This is a genomic window from Streptomyces tateyamensis, assembly GCF_003205575.1.
Lineage (GTDB): Bacteria > Actinomycetota > Actinomycetes > Streptomycetales > Streptomycetaceae > Kitasatospora > Kitasatospora tateyamensis.
The window spans coordinates 88,497-108,142 of sequence record NZ_PYBW01000070.1; the positions used below are offsets into that span (position 1 = coordinate 88,497).

Consider the following 19,646-nt stretch of genomic DNA (forward strand, 5'->3'; position numbering starts at 1 on the left):
CCCGACGGGGCGTTCGATGGGTACCGCTGCGGCTCCGGCGGTGTTCGTCACACTGCCGTGGCCTGCACGCTCACCGGATCACCCCGCCGGTCAGGCTGTCCGTGGCGGGGGTGCGCCGATGTCCTGCTGGTGGTTGCTCAGAAGTGGAGCATCCACTGGAAGTCGGACCCCACGTTGTCGACGTGCAGGTGGGTGCGAGTGCCGTAAGCGAGGCCGTTGTTCCAGTTGTACTCCTCGACGTCGTAGGAGCCGTCGGAGTACACGGCGTTGACGTAGGCGACGTGGCCGAGGCCCGGGTTGTGGACGGTGTTGACGGCGATGGCGCCGACGGTCGGGGTGGTGTTGACGGTGACGCCGGCGCTGCGGGCGGCGTTGGCCCAGTTGGCGGCGTTGCCCCAGGTGGTGCCGCCCCAGGAGTTGCTGAAGGTCGGGACGCCGAGACGGCTGGCGATGCGGTACGCCGCGAAGGCGGTGCAGTTGTCGGCGGCGAAGCCGCGGGTGCCGTGGTCGAAGTCGTCGACGGGGGACTGGTTGCCGCTGCCGCTGCTGCCGAGGAACTGGTGGGAGGCCTCGTTGTTCTTCAGGGTGCTGTTGAGGTTGCCCTTGGCCCCGGGGGCGAAGTCCTGGCTGGCGCCGGCGTAGCCGCTGTTGAAGTACACGCGGACGGTGTGCCCGGTGCGGTTCCACACCGACGCGGCGTTGTTCTTGACGCACAGGCCCTGGCCGGCGCCGGAACCCTTGAAGTCGTAGCAGGTCGGCTCGGTGTCGCCGAGGTTGCTGACCGAGTCGGTGAAGTCGGAGATCGAGCCGGCCTCGTTGCTGTTGTAGTAGTAGCAGAACTCTCCGTTGTCGCAGACACCGTCGCGGGAGGCGGCGAAGGCGGGGGAGGAGCTGGCGCCGATCAGGGGAACGGCCATGGCCAGGGCGGTACCGGCGACGGCGAGCGTGGTGCGTATGGTCTTCATGGTCTTCTCTCTTCGTGAGTCATCTGCGGGTGCGTGAGGCGTGCGTGAGGCGTGCTTGAGGCGTTCTTGGGAGGTGTCGCGCGCTCAGTGAGTGCTGCGCTCAGTGGGTGCGCTGGTACTGCTCCCAGGTCTGGATGGGGATGCGGGGGCCGTCGTCGGCGCCGTGGTTGGCCAGGCCGTTGAAGCCGAGGTAGTAGTCACCGGTCTGGTTCTGGGCCTGGGTGGACAGGTCGGTGTCGCTGATCGCTGCCGCGTGGATGTGCCACGGCCAGTTGCCCTGGCTGGGGTTGCGGACCCAGGCGGCGAATCCGACCTGGCGCAGGGCTCGGGCGACATCGGTCCGCGTGGTGGTGGACATCCCGTCGATGTTGACGTCCACGACGCCACCGCCGTCGTGCGTGCCGGCGGACGTGGGATCACCGCCGGGGTTGTAGGAGCCCTGGGACAGGGTGAGGTGGAAGCCCAGGATGTTCTCGGCTGCCGTGAGCATGTTCTGGGTGCGGGTGTTGATGGTGTATCCGTCGCGCTGCAGCTTGGCTCCGGGGCCGATCTGGTGGGTGACGGTGAACCGGCCCTGGCCGAGCAGGGCGAGGGAGGTGGCGCCGGGCAGTCCGTTGGCGTCCAGGCCGGTGTAGCCGAGGGAGCGCTGGAAGGCGGCGTAGGCGGTGATGGTGGTGGTGCCGAAGTACCCGTCCACCCAACGGGCGTCCAGGAGGTGACGGGCCTCCAGGGCCTGCTCGACGGCTAGGACCGAGTCGTGGGCTCCGGGGGTCAGGGTGTTGTCGGCGCGTCGGGGATCGATCTGGGCAGCCAGAACGGTGGCTTCCATGTCCACCGCGGGCAGCGTGGCGGTCGTGGCCGGCGTTGCCGCCGACGGGGTTGCCGCGTGGGCCTGCGCGGTGGTCAGCACCAGGCCGCTCAGGACGGCGACGGCCACGAGCATTCGGGTGACGGCGTTACGGGTCTTGGTGGCGGATGCCATGTGATGGTTCCTTCGGGTTCGGTGGAGGATCAGCCCTGACCTGGTCCCGTGTCGGGCAGCAGGCGGGGCGAGGACTTTGATGGAGGACTCCCGGCCGGGCAGCACTCAGCAGCTCCGCCGGTCGCTGTGACCGTCGCTGTGACCGTCGCTGACGCCGCGACGGTCGCCATGGGCCCGGCCGTCAGCAGCGGACGTCGGTCTTGACGGCGACATCGCCGTCGGCGATGTAGGGAATGGGGCCCAGCCCGGTCCAGCCCAGGGCCTGGGTGCACTGCGACAGGGTGGCGGCGCCGCTGGACCACAGCTCCACGGAGTTGTGGTCGCACATGGGGTCCTGGACGTCGTGACCGCCGTTGGTGACGATGGCCGCGCACACGTCCCAGCTGCTGTGCGAGGAGCGGTAGCCCTCCCACACGTACAGGTAGGAGTAGTTCTTGCCGCAGCCCTTGTACTGCTTCACCGACGCCATCGTCTGGCCGCCGACGTTGAGGTAGGCGGTGCTGCCGATCTGCGTGACACTGGAACAACCGCTCGGAGTAGAGGCGTTGGCGGTTCCGGAGACGGCGAGGAGCAGCGGCGCGGCGAGGACGGCGGCGGCAGCGAGCTTGGCGAAGGTGCGCATGGCGGATTGCCTTCTTTCGGGGAAGGGGAATGGCGGAGGCGGCCCCGGCCACGGCCGGGGTGTGGAGCAGGTCTTTCGCGGAAACGTCGAACTGCCGTTTCGCGGAGCCGCCTTGATGGGGCGTCCGGTTCGGGGCAGGTCACGCGGCGTCGATCCACCCCGCCGGCGCCGGCGCAACCCGGGGCAGGGCACCCGTCAGGGCGCGCGGACAGCGGTGGACGGGGCCGAGGAGTCCGTGGCATGGACGTCATGTGTCCGTCCAGCCAGCGGGGTTCGATCGGTGGCCGGCAGCTGGTTCTCAAACTCCCGCTGTGACTGCACTCAAATTGCCGGGAGAACCGTGAACTCGGTTCGCGGAGGCAGCGATGAAATATCGGTGGAGGTCGACGCGGTACAGATGTGTTCCACTCGATAATGGTGTTGGCGGTGAACCCGGATCAGATCGGTGACCATTTCAGCCGTCAGCTGCGATGACACCGGGGTCAGGAAAGATGGGAATCACCGAGACCAGGCGCACGGGATCCGGTCAACTCCGTTCGAGTGATGCGGCGTGGACGCCGCCCCAGTCGAAACCCGAGGTGGTGACGGTCCCGCCTGCGGCGGGGATGCCTATCGAATGGGCCACGACTGTTCTCTCCCGTCTCATGGCTAGTGCTCTGCCCTGAATGGTTCGCGGAGCTCGTCCCGGTTCTTGTGACGCTTTCCGCTGTTGAGGTAGAGCTTGCCGTCCGGGCAAGGCGATGTCACGGCTTCAGAAGTGGCACCAAGATGCTCGGCAGCTAGGTGCCAGATCACCTTTGTCTACGGAACCCTCGCGCCCCGGACCGCGATCGCAGCCTTTTGCGCCGAGTACGTCGACCTCCAGGCCGGCGAGCACCGCTATCAGCCGGCTCTGGAGCGTGAGCAGACATCCGCGGAGTCGCCCTGGGCCCGGCCTCTCAATGAACTGTGCTGCAGCGGTGGCGACTTCAGTCAGTTGAGCAGCGGCTACATGGACGAGTCCGCTTGCCGCAAAGCTGTTTCTGATGGATCGTCAGGGAGTGGAAGCCACAGCTGTAACGATGCACAGGAGCACGTCCCATCCGTCACCGACGGTTCGCGGCCGTGCAGCTCACCGTGCCGACCGCGCGAAGGCGCCCAGGCCTGCTGCGGCGGTGCGCCCGAGGACCTGTTGGAACCACCCCAGGTGTTCGCCGTCGATGTGGCAGCCGGCGGGAGGGTCGACTTGCGACTGCTCCGTGTCGCCTCGGGGGACCCGGATCCCGGGAAAGACGTTCTCCTGGTTGGCCGGGTCAGTTCTCAGCGGGTGGTTGCGAGGGTGTCGAGGAGGCGGGTGAGGGAGGTGCCGAGGCCCCAGCGGGTGGTGAGGGCTTCGAGGGTCATGGGGTCGAGGGGTTCGCGGGGGAGGGTGGGGTCGAAGTCGGGGAGGGGGACGTCGGTGGCGACGCGGACGACGGTGGGGGCGACGTCGAGGTAGGGGGCGCCTTCGAGGAGGTTCTTGCGGCGGGCCGGGGTGAGCTTGGAGAGGGGGTCGGCGGCTGCGGCGCGGATGGCGGCGAGGTTGCCGTACTCGCGGATGAGTTGGGTGGCGGTCTTCTCGCCGATGCCCTTGACGCCGGGCAGGCCGTCGCTGGGGTCGCCGCGCAGGGCGGCCATGTCGGCGTACTCGAAGCCGGTGACGCCGTACTTGTCGAGCAGGGCGGCCTCGGTGATGACCTCGGCGTTGCCGACGCCCTTGACCGGGTAGATGACCTGGACCCCGCGGGCGTCGTCGACCAGCTGGAACAGGTCCCGGTCGCCGGTGACGATCCGGACCGGGGTGGTGGCGGTGGTGGCCAGGGTGCCGATCACGTCGTCCGCCTCGTAGCCCGGGACGCCGATGCGGGCGATGCCGAGGGCGTCCAGGACCTGCTCGATCACCGGGACCTGGGGGGAGAGGGCGTCCGGGATCTCCTCCTCGACCTGGCCGGCCTCGGCCAGGCGGTGGGTCTTGTAGGAGGGGATCAGGTCGACCCGCCACTGCGGGCGCCAGTCGGCGTCCATGCAGGCCACCAGCTGGTCAGGGCGGTGGTCCTGGACCAGGCGGGTGATGAAGTCGAGCAGGCCGCGGACGGCGTTCACCGGGGTGCCGTCCGGGGCCTTCACGGACTCCGGGACGCCGAAGTAGGCCCGGAAGTAGAGGCTGGCGGTGTCGAGCAGCATCAGGGTCACCGCACGATCATCCCGCACCCCGGTGACAATCAGCCGGGCAGGCGCACCGCCGCGCCCGAGACCCGCACCCGCGGGTCGCCCGCGCGCAGCTCGACCCGCAGCTCGCCCGGGCTGCCCTGGTCCTCGCCCTGGTGCAGGGTCAGCAGCGCGGTGGCGGGAGCCTGGCCGAGCTCGCGCAGGTACGCGCCGAAGGCGGCGGCCGCGGCGCCGGTGGCCGGGTCCTCCACCACGCCGCCGACCGGGAACGGGTCGCGGACGTGGAAGACGGTCTCCGAGGCGCGCCAGACCAGCTGCAGGGTGATCAGGTCACGGGCCGTCATGAAGGCGGCCAGCCCGTCGAAGTCGTAGTCGAGGTCGGCCAGGCGCTCGCGGGTGGCGGCGGCCAGCACCAGGTGGCGGGCGCCGGCGTAGGCGTAGCGGGGCGGCAGGGCCGGGTCGAGGTCGGCGGCCTGCCAGCCGAGCAGGGCCAGGGCCTGCTGGAAGTCGGCGGGGTCGACTTCCTGGACGTCGGGCTCGATGCTGGTGAGGGTCGCGCGCAGCACGCCGTCCGGGCCGGGGGCGACCGAGACGGGGACGGTGCCGGCCTTGGTCTCGAAAACCAGCTCACCCGGGCCGTCCTGCTCGGCGACGGCGACGGCGGCCGCGACGGTGGCGTGCCCGCAGAACGGGACCTCCATCGCGGGGGCGAAGTACCGCACCCGGTACCCGCGCTCCCCGAGGGCGGGGTCGGCCACCAGGAACGCCGTCTCGGAGTAGCCGAGCTCGGCGGCGATGGCGAGCATCTGCTGGTCCGTCAGCCCGCGGGCGTCGGAGACCACCCCCGCCTTGTTGCCGCCGGCGGGGTCGGTGGTGAAGGCGGCGTAGTGGAGGGGAGTCGTCGTCATGATCGACGCCAACACCACCGCGGCACCCCGCATTCCGGGGTACCCGTGACCGGCGGCCCGGCCCGCGGCTCAGTGCGGGTGCGGGCCTGCGCGGTGGACGGGGCCGTGGGAGTCGGCGCAGTGGTCCGCGGCGGTGGGGAGGGTGTCCGCGGTGGTGATCTGGAGGAGTTCCTGATCGTCGTCCTCGCCCACGTGGTCCACCTGGAGCGTGGTGTGGGTGATCCGGTACTCGTCCCGCAGGCGGCGCTGCAGTTCACGGCGGACCGCGTGGCAGTCGCCGCCGGGGGTGACCAGGATGTGCGCCGAGAGCGCCGGCTGGCCCGAGGTGATCTCCCAGACGTGCAGGTCGTGGATCTCCTCCACCTGCGGGGCGTCGACCAGGCGGTCCGCCAGCGCGTCCGGGTCGACCCCGGCGGGGGCGGCCTCCAGGAAGATCCGGCCGGAGTCGCGGACCAGCCCGGTGCCGGCCTTGAGCATCAGCGCGACCACGATCAGCGAGGCGATCGCGTCGGCCCGGGCGAAGCCGGTGGTCAGCATCACCAGTCCGGCCACCGCCGTGGCGATGAACGCGTACAGGTCGGTGAGCACGTGCTGGAAGGCGCCCTCCACGTTCAGCGAGCTGCGGTTCGCCTTCGACATGCACCAGGCCGCCGCGATGTTGACCACCACCCCGACCAGCGCGGTGACCAGCACCAGCCCGCCCTGCACCGCGGGCGGGTCGATCAGCCGGGTGACCGCCTCGTAGCCCAGCCAGACCGAGAGCACCAGCAGGGTGACCCCGTTGGCCTGGGCGGAGAGGATCTCGGCGCGCTTGAGGCCGTAGGTGTAGCCGCCGCGAGCCGGGCGGGCGGCCAGCCGCATGGCGACCAGGGCGAGCACGATCGAGGCCGCGTCGGTGAGCATGTGCGCCGCGTCCGAGATCAGCGCCAGCGAGCTCGCGGCGAAACCGACCACGACCTCGGCGGCCATGAAGACCACGATCAGCGCGAGCGCACTGGTCAGCCACCGTCGGTCGGCGTCGGCGGCGACCCCGTGCGAGTGGCCTGCGTGGGCGTGCCCGTGGCCGGGACCGTGCCCGTGGTCATGGTCGTCGTGATCGTGCTGGCCGGCCATCGCGGTCCTCTCCTCGAAGCGGCGGGTCCCTGCACGGAAGTGAACCCCAGAGTGGACAAAGATCCAAAGGCTGCACTGGTGACCGTTGTCGTTCCGCGCCGGCGACCGACTCTCACCGTAATCTCATGCGGATTCGGCCGATTCGCCGCTCCGCTTGATATCGCGTTTATCCGCGGGCCCATACATTTCCTGGTGTGAGCGAAGCGAAGATTCCGGCCGGGTGGTACCCGGACCCGAAGGACACCACGACCGTCCCGCGGCCCGAGCGCTGGTGGGACGGCACCGGCTGGACCGCCCAGACGCGGCCGGCCCAGGGCGCCGACCTGGCAGACACCGCGGTGCTGCACAGCACCAAGGTGATCCAGGGCGAACTGGTCGACGAGAGCGCGGTGCGCTACCCCGAGATGCCGACCGAGCCCGCCGGCGCGGAACCCGGCCCCCCGCAGGGACCCGAGGGCCCGGGCGCCGCCGAGTACCCGTACGGTGCACCGCTCCCGCCGAAGAAGCCCTCGCTGCTGACCAAGCTGCGCAAGCCCGTGGTGGTGGCCGCGGCGGTGGCCGGTGTGCTGGGCCTGGCGATCGGCTCCGGCGTCACCCTCGCGGTGGACCACCACGACCGCAACGACCGGGCGGTGGGGGCCAAGGGCTTCCTCGGGCCGCACAAGCGCGGCAACGCCAACGGCAACGGGAACACCAACGGCAACGGCAACGGCGGCTCCTCCGACGGCAACGGTCAGCCCGGAACCGGCGGCGGCAACGGCAACGGCAACGGCTTCCCGAACATCCCCGGCCTGCCCGGCCTCCCCGGCGGCGGGAAGAACGCCAAGACCGCGATCGACCTGGCCGACGGCGTCTCGCTGCCGATCCCCAGCGGGTGGCAGGGCGGCACCGCCAACGACGGCACCGCCTACCTGACCATCGGCTCCTACCAGTGCCCGGGCGGCACCGGCAACAGCAACGCCACCTGCTCGCTCGGCGGCGTGAACACCGTCCAGGTCGACGGCCGGGACGTGCAGGCGGCGGCCAAGGCGGACGTCGTCAAGGCGGCCGAGGAGTCCTACCCGAACAGCAAGTCGCACCAGGAGCTCAAGTCCGAGGCGGTCACCGTGGCCGGCCGCAGCGGCTACCTGGTCCGCTGGGACGTCACCGCGAGCCAGGGCAACAACGGCACCGTGGAGTCGGTGGTCTTCCCGACCGCCGACGGCAAGGGCCTGGTCGCGGTCCGGCTCGGCTTCGACCAGACGGACAAGGCGCCGGCGGTCTCCCAGATGGACACCATCGTCAGCGGGATCAAGGACTTCACCGGCAAGCGCCTGGGCAGCGGCGGCGGTACCGGCGGTACCGGCGGTACCGGTGGCAGCGGCAGCAGCACGGGCGGCGACGGCACCAACACCTGACCCCCCGTCAGCCCGGGCCCGCCGCCCACGCGGCGGGCCCGGGCTCACAGGAAGGTCCGCCCCTCGCCCCGGTACGTCGGCACCGTCGCCACCACCCGGTCCCCGCTGACCAGGTGCAGCTCGGCGAACCGCTCGCACAGCTCGCCCCCCTTGGCGTGCCGGAACCAGACCCGGTCCCCGATCACCAGTTCGTCCGCCGCGCGGCCGAGCAGCGGGGTCTGCACCTCCCCGGCCCCCTCCTGCGGGTCGTAGCGCAGCCCGGCCGGCAGGTACGGCACCGGCGAGCGGTCGGGGCCGGCCACGCCGGAGGCGGGGTAGCCGCCGCCCAGCACGGTCACCACGCCCACCCCGGGGCGGCGCACCACCGGCAGGGCGAAGAACGCGGCGGGCCGGCCCCGGAACGAGCGGTAGTCGTCGAACAGCCGGGGCTGGTAGAGCCCGGAGCCGGCCGCCACCTCGGTCACCGCCGCCTCCGCCGCGGTGCTCTGCACGCTGCCGGTGCCGCCGCCGTTGACGAACTCCAGCTCGACCACCCGGCGCAGTGCCCGGACCGCGACGGCCCGCCGCTGGGCCAGCTCCGCCCGGGCCCTGGCCTGCATCACCCGGATCACCCGGGAGCGCACCGGACGGCCCGTCAGGCGGTCGCCCAGCCCGGCCACGTGCCCCTCGTAGGCCATCAGTCCGACCACCCGGAACCCGGGCCGGCGCGCGATCAGCGCGGCCAGCGCCGCCAGGTCCTCGGGCCGGCGCAGTGGGGAGCGCCGGGCACCGATCCGCACCCGGCCGCCGAGCAGGTGCAGCGAGGTGTCCAGCTCCAGGCAGACCCGCACCTCGCAGCCGCCGCCCCGGGAGCGGTCGATCAGCTCCAGCTGCGCCGGGTCGTCCACCAGCACGGTGATCCGCTCGGCCAGCTCCTGGTCCGCCGTCAGCTCGGCGAAGGCCGCCCGGTCCGCGGAGGGGTAGGCGAGCAGCACGTCCTCGCACCCGGCCCTCGCCAGCCAGATCGACTCGGCCAGCGTGAAGCTCATGATCCCGGCGAAGCCGTCCCGGGCCAGCACCCGCTCCAGCAGGGCCCGGCAGCGCACCGACTTGCTGGCCACCCGGACCGGCTTGCCGGCCGCCCGGCGCACCAAGTCGGCGGCGTTGGCGTCGAAGGCCGCCAGGTCCACGACCGCCAGCGGCGCGTCCAGCCGGGCGGTGGCCCGGTCGTACCGGTCTCGGTCGTACCGGGCCTGGTCGTACTGGGCCTGGTTGTGGGCCCGGTCACCGCCGGCGGCCGTCATCCCAGCCGCCTCAGCCCACCACCGCGGCGCGCACGCACAGGATGTCCGGCAGGTGCGAGGCGAGCAGCCGCCAGCTGTCGCCCTCGTCCGCACTCGCGTACAGCTCGCCGTTGCGGTTGCCGAAGTAGACCCCGGCCGGGTCGGCGTCGTCGCAGCGCAGCGCGTCGCGCAGCACCACGCCGTAGTGGTCCTCCTCCGGCAGCCCGGCGCCCAGCGGGTGCCACTGGGCACCGCCGTCCTCGGTGCGGTAGATCCGGCACCGCCGCCCGGGCGGCATCCGCATGAAGTCGGCCTCCAGCGGGGCCAGGTAGGCCACCTCGGCCCGGCGCGGGTGGGTGGCCACCGCGAAGCCGAAGACGGCCGGCAGCCCGGTCTCCACCGGGTGCCAGTGGGCGCCCGCGTCGTCGCTGCGGAAGACCCCGCCGTGGTTCTGCAGGAAGAGCCGGTCCGGCGCGGTCGGGTCCGGTGCGATCTTGTGCACGCACTGCCCGAACTCCGGGTACTCGGTGGGCAGGAAGGAGACCCGGATACCGGCGTTGGAGGGGGCCCAGCTGGCGCCGCCGTCGGTCGAGCGGTAGACCCCGCCGGAGGAGACCGCCACGGTCAGCGCGTCCGGATTCCGCGGGTCGGTCACGATCGTGTGCAGGCCCTGGCCGCCGAAGCCGGCGCCCCACTGCTCGCGCTGCGGGTGCTCCCAGAGCGGCTCGACCAGCTCGAAGGTCTCGCCGTGGTCGGTGGAGCGGAACAGCGCGGCCGGCTCCGTCCCGGCGTAGACCACGCCGCGCGCCTCGGGGCCGGCCGGCTGGAGCTGCCAGAGCCGGGTCAGCGAGGCGCCGGTGTGCTCGGGGAACCTCACCGCCGGGCGCTCCGGCTCGTTCCACGTCTTGCCGAGGTCGTCCGAGCGCCACACCGACGGGCCCCAGTGGCTGCTGTCGGCGCCGACCAGCAGCCGGGTGCGGCCCTCCCGGCGGTCGATGCCGATCGCGTAGATCGCGTTCATCGGGAAGTGCGGTCCGGTGAACGCCCAGTCCCGGCGGCCGTAACTCAGGCCCAGGAAGAGCCCCTTCTCGGTGCCCACCGCCAGCAGTACCTCGGTCATGCCTCCCACTGTGCGCGGCGCCCCCAGCTGCAACGGCTAGGCTCGCCGGGTGGACCGCAAGAACATTCCCGACCCCGGCTTCGCAGGTGACGACGGGACCGCCGACCCGGCGCTGGCCGCCGCGCTGGCCGACTTCGCCCGCGACCGGGCCACCGAGCCCGCGCTGCTCGCGGTGCTGCCCGGTGCCCGGCTGATGGTGCCGATCGTGGCGCTGCTCGGCGAGGTCGAGGTGGACGCGCACGGGCACCGGCACGAGAAGACCAGCGACATGGCGGTCCCGGTGCTGCAGGCGCCGGACGGGCGCCGGGCGCTGCCCGCCTTCACCTCGCTGGCCACCCTCGCCGCCTGGCAGGCGGACGCCCGCCCGGCGCCGGTGGCGGCCCCGCAGGCGGTGCTGACCGCGTACGCGGAGCGGGCCGACGTGCTGCTGATCGACCCGGCCGGGCCGGCGACCTACGAGCTGACCGGCGCCCGGATGCGCGCGGTGGCCGAGAACCGGGTCTGGCAGCCGCCGGCCGAGGACGCGGACGTGCGGGCCGCGGTGCGGGCGCTGCTGGCGGCCGAGCCGCTGGTGGCCGGCGCCGAGCTGCGGCCCGGTACCGAGACGGACGCGGTGCTCGCGCTGGAGCTGGACCAGGGTGCCCCGGTCCAGGAGCTGGCGCCGCGGCTGGCCGCCGCCCTGGCCGCCGACCCGGTGCTGCGGGTGCGGCTGGCCCGCGGCCTGGACCTCGCGCTGCTCCCCGCCGGCGCGACGGGGAGCGCCTTCTACCGCAGGGGCCTGGCGTAGCTCACGAACCGCCGGGCCCGGAGCAGCAGCTCACGAACCGCCGGGCCCGGAGCAGCTGTGGCTCAGGAGTAGACCGGTCCGGTGAACTTCTCGCCCGGGCCGGTGCCCGGCGCGTCCGGCACCAGCGAGGCCTCGCGGAAGGCCAGCTGCAGCGAGCGCAGGCCGTCGCGCAGCGGGGCGGCGTGGAAGTTGGAGATCTCCGGCGCCCCGGCGGTGACCAGGCCGGCCAGCGCGGTGATCAGCTTGCGCGCCTCGTCCAGGTCCTTGTCCTTCTCGCCGCCCTCGGCCAGCCCGCACTTGACCGCCGCCGCGCTCATCAGGTGGACCGCCACCGTGGTGATCACCTCGACCGCCGGCACCTCCGCGATGTCGCGGGTCAGGTCGTCGAAGTCGGGGGCCTGGTCGGCGCTGGTGGGCTCGCTGCTCACGGTGGGGCTCATTCCGTACGGTGGGGTATGGCCCTGGCAGCGTACCGGGCGACCTGCGCCCCCAGAGTGGTGTAGAGTTTCCCAATGACCGGCCTGGCATTTCACCGTGCCCGGCCAGCAAGTGGAGGTTCCACCTCCCACCTGGTCGGCCCCCGGGCCGACGGGTCCCGGTCCGCGAGCGGTCGGCAACGGCCCGCTCGCCGCAGCGCCCAGTAGGGCGCCGCCTCCGGTTGTGTGGAGCCCCGCTTGTTATCGAGCGGGGCTTTTTGCGTGCCGCGGTGCCTGCGGTAGCGCAGCACGCATGAAGCCCCGCCCAGTGGTCGAATTCCACTACGTGCGACCGCCCGCATGACGGCCGCATCGCAAAAGGTGCAACCGAGGAGGCCCCATCAGCACCGAGCCCCGCATCAACGACCGGATTCGCGTCCCCGAGGTGCGACTCGTCGGTCCCAGCGGCGAGCAGGTCGGCATCGTGCCGCTTGCCAAGGCGCTGGAGCTTGCGCAGGAGTACGACCTCGACCTGGTCGAGGTCGCGGCGACCGCCCGGCCGCCGGTGTGCAAGCTCATGGACTACGGCAAGTTCAAGTACGAGTCGGCCATGAAGGCCCGTGAGGCGCGCAAGAACCAGGCGCACACGGTCATCAAGGAGATGAAGCTCCGGCCGAAGATCGACCCGCACGACTATGACACCAAGAAGGGTCACGTCGTCCGGTTCCTCAAGCAGGGCGACAAGGTCAAGATCACGATCATGTTCCGCGGTCGTGAGCAGTCCCGCCCCGAGCTGGGCTTCCGACTGCTGCAGCGGCTCGCGAACGACGTCCAGGACCTGGGCTTCGTGGAGAGCTCGGCCAAGCAGGACGGCCGTAACATGATCATGGTTCTCGGCCCGCACAAGAAGAAGACCGAAGCGATGGCCGAGGCCCGCGCCGCGCAGGACGCCCGCAAGGCGGAGCGCCTGGGCCGGACCGCGGAGGCCGACGGCGCCGAGGTCGACGACATCGACGAGGACGCCGCGCTGGAGGCCGAGAACGCCGCCGCCGAGGCTGAAGCGGACGACGACGCCACCCAGGACGAGGCCGAGGCCGGCGACGCCGCCGCCAAGGCCGATGAGCCGGCCGAGGTCGCCCAGGACGCCTGAGCCACTGGCTCAGGTGGGCTTGAGTGATCCGGCCACCGCGGTTCCGGGGCTCCCGCCCCGGTGACCGGAGAACACCCAGCGCCTTGGCCCGCGTGGCAGCACGCGGGCCGGGGCGGACCGACGAGGAGATACGGCGACATGCCGAAGCAGAAGACGCACAGTGGCGCCAGCAAGCGCTTCAAGATCACGGGCTCGGGCAAGGTGCTGCGCGAGCGCGCCGGCAAGCGCCACCTCTTGGAGCGCAAGCCCTCCACGCTGACCCGCCGTCTGACCGGCACCGCCGAGATGGCCCCGGCGGATGCCAAGAAGATCAAGAAGCTTCTCGGCAAGTGATCGCCCGTCGCGGCCTGACCGCCGTGGCGCCCGGCTGATCCTTCCCGACCTATTCGAATGACGGACCACGTGAAGTAGTCCGTGGTCCAACCCAAGGAGTAATGAAGTGGCACGCGTCAAGCGGGCAGTGAACGCCCACAAGAAGCGCCGGGTCATCCTGGAGCGCGCCAGCGGTTACCGCGGCCAGCGGTCGCGTCTGTACCGCAAGGCCAAGGAGCAGGTCACCCACTCGCTGGTCTACAACTACAACGACCGCAAGAAGCGCAAGGGCGACTTCCGTCAGCTCTGGATCCAGCGCATCAACGCGGCCGCTCGTGCCAACGGCATGACCTACAACCGCTTCGTGCAGGGCCTGAAGGCCGCCAAGATCGAGATCGACCGCAAGATGCTGGCCGACCTCGCCGTCAACGACCCGGGCGCGTTCGCCGCGCTGGTCGAGGCCGCCCAGAAGGCGCTGCCGGCCGATGTCAACGCGCCGAAGGTCGCCGCTGACGCCGCCTGATCGTCGTAGCACCCGCAGACCCGCAGGCTCTCCCGTCGGAGCCTGCGGGTCTGGCGTTTACCACTCCTCAGGAAGCGAACCATGGCCAGCACCGACATCCCCCAGCTCAGCTCGCTCCGCTCGCCGCGGGTGGTCGCCGCCCGCAAGCTGGCCCGGCGGGCCCAGCGCGGCAAGGACCGCCGCTTCCTCGCCGAGGGGCCGCAGGCGGTCCGCGAGGCGGTGGCCTTCGGCACCCTGCCCGGCGGCGAGCACGCGGTGGTGGAGGTCTACCTCACCCCGGAGGCCGCCGAGCGGCACCCCGAGCTCGTCCGGGCCGCCCGGGAGGCCGACCTGCCGGTGCTGACCGCCACCGACGAGGTGATCGCCGACATCTGCGACACCGTCACCCCGCAGGGCATCGTGGCGCTGTGCCGGTTCCTGGACACCCCGTTCGAGGAGGTGCTGCGCCGCCGGCCCAAGCTGGTCGCGGTGCTGGCCAACGTGCGCGACCCCGGCAACGCCGGCACCGTGCTGCGCACCGCGGACGCGGCCGGGGCGGAGGCCGTGGTGCTGACCGACGCCTCGGTGGATCTGTACAACCCCAAGGCGGTGCGCGCCTCGGTCGGCAGCCTGTTCCACCTGCCGGTGGCCGTGGGGGTGCCGATCGAGCAGGTGACGGCCCGGCTGCGGGAGGCCGGCGTGCGCCTGCTGGCCGCCGACGGGGCGGGCGAGCGCGACCTGGACCAGGAGCTGGACGAGGGCACCCTGGGCGCGCCGACCGCCTGGATCTTCGGCAACGAGGCCTGGGGCCTGCCGGAGCAGACCCGCGCACTCGCCGACGAGGTGGTGCGCGTGCCCATCCACGGACACGCCGAGAGCCTCAACCTCGCCACGGCCGCCGCCGTCTGCCTCTACGCCTCGGCTCGGGCACAGCGTTCGCCCGCAGGGTGTCGCGCTGCGGGCACGGAGCGCTAGGGTCGGATTCGGCGGGGGCCAGGTGCGCAGGGCGTGTGGGATCGGGAGGACACCCATGGTCGGCAGCGAGGATCCGCCGCGGGCGGGGGGCGCCGCGTGGCCGCTGGATCCTGACGACCTGCCGGACGGGCTGGTGGTCGCCGACCGGGACGGGCTGGTGGTCACCTTCAACCGGGCCGCCGCCCGGCTGACCGGGATCAGCCCGCGCGCCGCGCTGGGCCGCCCGCTGGCCGAGGCGCTGCCGCTGGAGGACCTGGACGGCCGCCGCTGGTGGGAGCTGACCGACCCGTACGGCGGGCCGGCGATCCGCACCCGCCAGCCGGAGCGCAACCTGCTGCTGCCCGGCTCCGGGCGCGAGGTGCTGGTCTGCGCCTCCTACCTGCGCGAGCGGCGCGGCGGCCCGCTGCACACCCTGGTGGTGGCCCTGCGCGGCACCGAGGCCCGGCGGCGCACCGAGCGGGCGCACGCCGAGCTGATCGCCACCGTGGCGCACGAGCTGCGTTCCCCGCTGACCAGCGTCAAGGGCTTCACCGCCACCCTGCTGAACAAGTGGGAGCGCTTCACGGACGGTCAGAAGCGGGTGATGCTGGAGACGGTCAACGCCGACGCGGACCGGGTGACCCGGCTGATCACCGAGCTGCTGGACATCTCGCGGATCGACGCGGGCCGGCTGGAGGTACGCAAGCAGGTGGTGGACCTGGCGGCCGCGGTGCGCCGGCAGGTGGCCGGCAAGGTGGCCGCCGGGCTGCCGCCGGAGCGGTTCGACATCCGGCTGGCCGAGGACCTGCCGCAGCAGTGGGCCGACCCGGACAAGGTCGACCAGGTGCTGGCCAACCTGCTGGAAAACGCGGTGCGGCACGGCGAGGGAACTGTCACCATCGAGGTGACGGCGGCCAAGGAGATCGTGGAGCCGGCCAGTTGGGAGCACCCGGGGACACCGCCCCGGATCGTGGAAGGTACGGCGGTCACCGTGAGCGACGAGGGCAGCGGCATCCCGGAGGAGTCGATGCCGCGCGTCTTCACCCGCTTCTGGCGCGGCTCCAAGCGCGGCGGGACCGGCCTGGGCCTCTACATCGTCAAGGGCATCGTCGAGGCGCACGGCGGGACGATCCGGATCGACCGGGCGCCCGGCGGCGGTGCCAGGTTCCGATTTATCCTGCCCACCGGGGTGCCCGACTTCATGGTGTGACCACCATGCGTGACGGCCCGGTGGGCGAGACCGAACCGGGTCGGTGGGACCGCTGCGACTACACTCGACCTGGTGTAACGCCACTCCAGACGAGCAGGAGCACGGGAAAACATCGAGATGTCGGCACCCAATAAGTCCTACGACCCGGTCGAGGTCGAGGCATTGAAGCCCGAAGAGGTCGAGCGCGCCCGCGACGAGGCCATCGCGGCTTTTGCCGCCGCGGCCACGCTGGACGAGTTGAAGCAGGCCAAGGTCGCGCACACCGGCGACCGTTCCGCGCTCTCGCTGGCCAACCGCGAGATCGGCGCGCTGCCGCCGCACGCCAAGGCAGCGGCCGGCAAGGTGATCGGCCAGGCCCGCGGCGCGGTCAACCAGGCGCTGGCGAAGCGTCAGGCGGAGCTGGAGGCCGAGCGCGACGCCCGGGTGCTGGTCGAGGAGGCGGTGGACGTCACGCTGCCCTACGACCGCCTCCCGCGCGGCGCCCGCCACCCGCTGACCACGCTGGCCGAGCGGATCGAGGACACCTTCGTGGCGATGGGCTACTCCATCGCCGAGGGGCCCGAGGTCGAGGCCGAGTGGCTCAACTTCGACGCGCTGAACCTCGGCCCGGACCACCCGGCCCGCTCGATGCAGGACACCTTCTTCGTCGCCGCGGCCGACGGTTCGCCGGACTCCGGCATGGTGCTGCGCACCCAGACCTCGCCGGTGCAGATCCGCACGATGCTCGCCAAGGAGCCGCCGATCTACACCGTCGCGCCGGGCCGGGTCTACCGGACCGACGAGCTGGACGCCACCCACACCCCGGTGTTCCGCCAGGTCGAGGGCCTCGCGGTGGACGAGGGGATCACCTTCGCCGACCTCAAGGGCACCATCGAGCTGCTGGTCTCCAAGCTGATCGGCGACGAGCTGCCGCTGCGCTGGCGCCCCTCGTACTTCCCGTTCACCGAGCCGAGCGCCGAGGTGGACCTGCTCTGCTTCGTCTGCCGCGGCGAGAGCGTGGGCAACCCGGACCGGCCGTGCCGGACCTGCTCCTCCGAGGGCTGGATCGAGCTGGGCGGCTGCGGCGTGGTCAACCCGCGGGTGCTGGTCGCCGCCGGGGTGGACCCGGAGCGCTTCAGCGGGTTCGCCTTCGGCCTGGGCCTGGAGCGGATCCTGATGAACCGTCACAACGTCGCCGACATGCGCGACATGGTCGAGGGGGACGTGCGCTTCACGCTCCCGTTCGGGGTGGAGATCTGATGCGCGTCCCGCTTTCCTGGCTGCGTGAGTACGTCGACCTGCCGGCCGGCGTCACCGGTCGCGAGGTGGCCGAGAAGCTGATCCAGGCCGGCCTGGAGGTGGAGACCGTCGAGCAGCTCGGCGGCGACCTCAAGGGCCCGCTGGTGGTCGGCGAGGTGCTCTCGATCGAGGAGCTGACCGGCTTCAAGAAGCCGATCCGGCACTGCTTCGTCAACGTCGGCGACGCCAACGGCACCGGCGAGCCGCAGGAGATCGTCTGCGGCGCGCGCAACTTCGCGGTGGGCGACAAGGTGGTCGTGGTGCTGCCCGGCGCCGTGCTGCCCGGCCCGTTCCCGATCGCGGCGCGGCAGACCTACGGCCACACCTCGGCCGGCATGATCTGCTCGGCCCGCGAGCTCGGCATGGGCGACGACCACGACGGCATCATCGTGCTGCCGCCGGAGTACGTGCCCGGCACCGACGCGATCGAGCTGCTGGAGCTGGTCGACGAGGTGCTGGACATCGCGGTCACCCCCGACCGCGGCTACTGCCTGTCGATGCGCGGGGTGGCCCGTGAGGCCGCCGCCGCCTTCGGGCTGCCACTGGCCGACCCGGCGTTGCTGGACGTGCCGCCCGCCAACTCCTACGGCTACCTGGTCAAGGTGGCCGACCCGGTCGGCTGCGACCGGTTCGTGGCCCGCACCGTGGTCGGCCTCGACCCGGCCGCCAGGTCGCCGATCTGGCTGCAGCGCCGGCTGCAGAAGATGCACGTGCGCCCGATCTCGCTGGCCGTGGACATCACCAACTACGTGATGCTCGAGGTCGGCCAGCCGCTGCACGCCTACGACCGCAACCGGGTGGACGGGCCGATCCAGGTCCGCCGCGCCGAGGCCGGCGAGAAGCTCACCACGCTGGACGGCCAGCAGCGCGAGCTGTCCGCCGAGGACCTGCTGATCTGCGACAACTCCGGTCCGATCGGCCTGGCCGGTGTGATGGGCGGGGCCAGCACCGAGATCCTCGACCCGGTCACCGACCCGCAGACCGGTGCGGTCACCGGAACCACCGAGGTGATCATCGAGGCCGCGCACTTCGACCCGGTGGCGATCGCCCGCACCGCCAAGCGGCACAAGCTGCCGTCCGAGGCCGCCAAGCGCTTCGAGCGCGGGGTGGACCCGGAGGCGGCCCGGGCCGCCGCGCAGCGCGCGGTCGACCTGCTGGCGCTGATCGCCGGCGGCACCGCCGAGGCGGGCGTCACCGACATCGCCGCCCCGCACCCGGTGCGCACCATCACCATCGCCGCCGACCTGCCGGACCGGGTCGCCGGTACCGAGTACGGCCGCGAGACGGTCACCCGCCGGCTCCAGGAGGTCGGGTGCACGGTGGTCGGCGCCGACCTGCTGGAGGTCACCCCGCCGTCCTGGCGCCCCGACCTGACCGACCCCAACGACCTGGCCGAGGAGGTCATCCGGCTGGAGGGGTACGACAACGTGCCCGTCCGGATGCCGCAGGTCCCCTCGGGCCAGGGCCTGACGCCGGCCCAGCGGATGCACCGCCGGGTCGGGGTGGCGCTGGCCGGGGCCGGCTACGTCGAGGTCAACAACTACCCGTTCCTCGGCGACGCGGCCTTCGACGCGCTGGGCCTGGCGGCCGACGACGAGCGCCGGCGCACCGTCAAGCTGGTCAACCCGCTCAACGAGGAGGAGCCGGCGCTGCGCACCACGCTGCTGCCGGGCCTGCTCGGCACGCTGCGGCGCAACATCGGCCGGGGCAACACCGACCTGGCGGTCTTCGAGCAGAGCATCGTCTTCCAGCCGGAGGCCGAGCCCAAGGTGGCGCCGCGCCCGGCCGTGGACCGGCGTCCCTCGGACGCGGAGCTGGCCGCGCTGGACGCCGCGCTGCCCAAGCAGCCGCGGCACGTCGCGGTGGCGCTGGCCGGCGAGCGGCTGCCCTCCGGCTGGTGGGGCCCGGGCTCGCAGGCCAGTTGGGCGGACGCGATCGAGGCGGCCCGCGTGGTGGCCCGAGCGGCGGGCGTCGAGCTGGCCACCCGGTCCGCGCAGGTCGCCCCGTGGCACCCGGGCCGGTGCGCCGAGCTGCTGGTGGCCGGCACCGGCCGGGTGGTCGGCCACGCCGGCGAGCTGCACCCGCGGGTGGTCAAGGCCATGCACCTGCCGGAGCGGACCGCGGTGATGGAGCTGGACCTGGACGCGCTGGCCGCCGACGGCGAGCGGCGGGTGGAGGGTCCGGCGGTCTCCGGCTTCCCGGTGGCCACCCAGGACGTGGCGCTGATCGTGGACTCCGCCGTGCCGGCGGCCGAGGTGGAGGCCGCGCTGCGCGAGGGGGCCGGCGAACTGCTGGAGGCGATCCGGCTGTTCGACGTCTTCACCGGTGAGCAGGTGGGCGAGGGCAAGAAGTCGCTGGCCTACGCGCTGCGGTTCCGTGCGGCGGACCGCACGCTGACCGCGGACGAGGCCTCCGCCGCCCGGGCGGCGGCGGTCGACACCGCCCAGCAGCGCACCGGCGCGGTGCTGCGCGGGGCGTAGC

The 19,646-nt window shown here is 72.4% G+C and carries 18 protein-coding genes; 9 read left to right on the top strand and 9 right to left on the bottom strand.

The annotated features are described in order from the left end of the window. Positions 1-137: 137 nt before the first annotated feature. The 6 genes from C7C46_RS19820 to C7C46_RS19845 form a co-directional block, all read right to left on the bottom strand. Positions 138-965: a CHAP domain-containing protein gene (locus tag C7C46_RS19820; RefSeq protein WP_110671207.1), complete on the bottom strand. Its 828-nt coding sequence runs from the start codon at positions 963-965 to the stop codon at positions 138-140. Between the two features lie 100 nt (positions 966-1,065). Then, positions 1,066-1,947, bottom strand: a complete 882-nt coding sequence (locus C7C46_RS19825) for a peptidoglycan-binding protein (protein WP_220040654.1) — start codon at positions 1,945-1,947, stop codon at positions 1,066-1,068. 181 nt (positions 1,948-2,128) lie between these two features. Next, entirely contained in the window at positions 2,129-2,569 is a 441-nt protein-coding gene (locus tag C7C46_RS19830) for a chromo domain-containing protein (RefSeq protein ID WP_110671208.1), read from the bottom strand. 1,299 nt (positions 2,570-3,868) lie between these two features. Further along, complete coding sequence (locus C7C46_RS19835; protein WP_110671243.1) at positions 3,869-4,771, bottom strand: 5'-3' exonuclease; 903 nt, start codon at positions 4,769-4,771, stop codon at positions 3,869-3,871. A 38-nt stretch (positions 4,772-4,809) separates the two neighbouring features. Then, the gene (locus tag C7C46_RS19840) at positions 4,810-5,664 is read right to left on the bottom strand and encodes a PhzF family phenazine biosynthesis protein (protein WP_110671244.1); all 855 of its coding nucleotides are present in this window, start codon (positions 5,662-5,664) and stop codon (positions 4,810-4,812) included. A 69-nt stretch (positions 5,665-5,733) separates the two neighbouring features. Further along, positions 5,734-6,777 (bottom strand): cation diffusion facilitator family transporter, encoded by a 1,044-nt coding sequence (locus C7C46_RS19845; RefSeq protein WP_110671209.1) that lies wholly within the window; start codon positions 6,775-6,777, stop codon positions 5,734-5,736. Positions 6,778-6,971: 194 nt separating this feature from the next. Here C7C46_RS19845 and C7C46_RS35970 point away from each other — a divergent pair, with 194 nt between their 5' ends. Beyond that, on the top strand, positions 6,972-8,174 hold the full coding sequence (locus C7C46_RS35970) for a DUF2510 domain-containing protein (protein WP_245984557.1): 1,203 nt from the start codon (positions 6,972-6,974) through the stop codon (positions 8,172-8,174). Positions 8,175-8,218: 44 nt separating this feature from the next. Here C7C46_RS35970 and C7C46_RS19855 read toward each other — a convergent pair whose 3' ends face one another. Together C7C46_RS19855 and C7C46_RS19860 are read right to left on the bottom strand one after the other, a co-directional pair. After that, complete coding sequence (locus tag C7C46_RS19855) at positions 8,219-9,457, bottom strand: alanine racemase (protein WP_110671210.1); 1,239 nt, start codon at positions 9,455-9,457, stop codon at positions 8,219-8,221. A gap of 10 nt (positions 9,458-9,467) precedes the next feature. Continuing rightward, positions 9,468-10,556 (bottom strand): WD40/YVTN/BNR-like repeat-containing protein, encoded by a 1,089-nt coding sequence (locus C7C46_RS19860; RefSeq protein ID WP_110671211.1) that lies wholly within the window; start codon positions 10,554-10,556, stop codon positions 9,468-9,470. A 49-nt stretch (positions 10,557-10,605) separates the two neighbouring features. Between C7C46_RS19860 and C7C46_RS19865 the strand changes: the two genes are divergently transcribed. Then, positions 10,606-11,343 carry an SseB family protein gene (locus tag C7C46_RS19865; protein ID WP_110671212.1) on the top strand — a complete coding sequence of 246 codons (738 nt, stop codon included), beginning with the start codon at positions 10,606-10,608 and terminating at the stop codon, positions 11,341-11,343. Between the two features lie 62 nt (positions 11,344-11,405). Here the strand turns inward: C7C46_RS19865 and C7C46_RS19870 are convergent, their stop codons facing one another. After that, entirely contained in the window at positions 11,406-11,783 is a 378-nt protein-coding gene (locus tag C7C46_RS19870) for a DUF1844 domain-containing protein (protein ID WP_110671213.1), read from the bottom strand. A 376-nt stretch (positions 11,784-12,159) separates the two neighbouring features. Here C7C46_RS19870 and infC point away from each other — a divergent pair, with 376 nt between their 5' ends. The 7 genes from infC to pheT all read left to right on the top strand — a co-directional run bounded on the left by infC (position 12,160) and on the right by pheT (position 19,645). Further along, a complete protein-coding gene (gene infC, locus C7C46_RS19875) occupies positions 12,160-12,909 on the top strand; it encodes a translation initiation factor IF-3 (RefSeq protein ID WP_110671214.1) in 750 nt (249 codons plus the stop codon). 138 nt (positions 12,910-13,047) lie between these two features. After that, positions 13,048-13,242, top strand: coding sequence for a 50S ribosomal protein L35 (gene rpmI, locus C7C46_RS19880; protein WP_110671215.1), 195 nt, complete (start codon positions 13,048-13,050; stop codon positions 13,240-13,242). Between the two features lie 106 nt (positions 13,243-13,348). Beyond that, positions 13,349-13,744: a 50S ribosomal protein L20 gene (rplT, locus tag C7C46_RS19885; RefSeq protein ID WP_110671216.1), complete on the top strand. Its 396-nt coding sequence runs from the start codon at positions 13,349-13,351 to the stop codon at positions 13,742-13,744. Between the two features lie 81 nt (positions 13,745-13,825). Continuing rightward, positions 13,826-14,698, top strand: coding sequence for a TrmH family RNA methyltransferase (locus C7C46_RS19890; RefSeq protein ID WP_110671217.1), 873 nt, complete (start codon positions 13,826-13,828; stop codon positions 14,696-14,698). A gap of 55 nt (positions 14,699-14,753) precedes the next feature. Beyond that, positions 14,754-15,887 (top strand): sensor histidine kinase, encoded by a 1,134-nt coding sequence (locus C7C46_RS19895; protein WP_110671218.1) that lies wholly within the window; start codon positions 14,754-14,756, stop codon positions 15,885-15,887. 117 nt (positions 15,888-16,004) lie between these two features. Continuing rightward, entirely contained in the window at positions 16,005-17,126 is a 1,122-nt protein-coding gene (gene pheS, locus C7C46_RS19900) for a phenylalanine--tRNA ligase subunit alpha (protein WP_110671219.1), read from the top strand. After that, the gene (gene pheT, locus C7C46_RS19905; RefSeq protein WP_110671220.1) at positions 17,126-19,645 is read left to right on the top strand and encodes a phenylalanine--tRNA ligase subunit beta; all 2,520 of its coding nucleotides are present in this window, start codon (positions 17,126-17,128) and stop codon (positions 19,643-19,645) included. The genes pheS and pheT overlap by 1 nt, the downstream gene beginning before the upstream one ends. Position 19,646: the final 1 nt, after the last annotated feature.